This window comes from Moellerella wisconsensis ATCC 35017 (genome assembly GCF_001294465.1).
Taxonomy (GTDB): Bacteria; Pseudomonadota; Gammaproteobacteria; order Enterobacterales; family Enterobacteriaceae; genus Moellerella; species Moellerella wisconsensis.
In genome coordinates, this window is sequence record NZ_LGAA01000033.1 from 1 (window position 1) to 1,190 (window position 1,190).

The window sequence follows — 1,190 nt, forward strand, 5'->3', positions numbered from 1 at the left end:
ATGCTATTACTTGATGATGCTAGCAACAACACCCGCACCTACAGTACGGCCACCTTCACGGATTGCAAAACGCAGACCTGCATCCATTGCAATTGGGTGGATCAGAGTAACGATCATTTTGATGTTATCACCTGGCATTACCATCTCAACGCCTTCTGGCAGTTCGATAGTACCGGTTACGTCAGTTGTACGGAAGTAGAACTGTGGACGGTAACCTTTGAAGAATGGAGTATGACGGCCACCTTCATCTTTGCTCAGGATATAAACTTCTGATTCGAAAGTTGTATGCGGAGTGATTGAACCTGGTTTAGCCAATACTTGACCACGTTCGATATCATCACGTTTAGTACCACGCAGCAGAACACCAACGTTCTCACCAGCACGGCCTTCGTCCAGCAGTTTACGGAACATTTCAACGCCAGTACATGTTGTTTTCACGGTATCTTTGATACCAACGATTTCAACTTCTTCACCGACTTTAACGATACCACGCTCAACACGACCAGTAACAACTGTACCACGGCCTGAGATTGAGAATACGTCTTCGATTGGTAACAGGAATGGCTTATCAATGTCACGCTCTGGCTCTGGGATATAAGAATCCAGTGCTTCTGCCAGTTCAATGATTTTAGCTTCCCACTCAGCTTCGCCTTCCAGAGCTTTCAGCGCTGAACCACGGATTACTGGAGTGTCATCGCCTGGGAAATCGTACTGAGACAGCAGCTCACGGACTTCCATTTCAACCAGTTCTAACAGCTCTTCGTCGTCTACCATGTCACATTTGTTCAGGAAAACGATGATGTATGGAACGCCAACCTGACGACCTAACAGGATGTGCTCACGAGTCTGTGGCATAGGGCCATCAGTTGCAGCAACAACCAGAATTGCACCGTCCATCTGAGCAGCACCGGTGATCATGTTTTTAACATAATCGGCGTGTCCTGGGCAGTCTACGTGTGCATAGTGACGTGACGGAGTATCATATTCTACGTGAGAAGTTGAGATGGTGATACCACGTGCTTTCTCTTCTGGTGCGTTATCGATTTGATCGAATGCACGAGCGCTACCGCCGTAAGTTTTAGCTAATACAGTTGAGATAGCTGCAGTCAGAGTTGTTTTACCATGGTCAACGTGGCCGATTGTACCAACGTTAACGTGCGGTTTTGAACGTTCAAATTTTTCTTTAGACA

The 1,190-nt window shown here is 46.7% G+C and carries 1 protein-coding gene; it reads right to left on the bottom strand.

The features are described from left to right. Positions 1-6 precede the first annotated feature (6 nt). Positions 7-1,190, bottom strand: a 1,184-nt coding sequence (gene tuf / locus M992_RS14215; protein ID WP_053909186.1) for an elongation factor Tu, incomplete at its 5' end; no start/stop codon positions are given.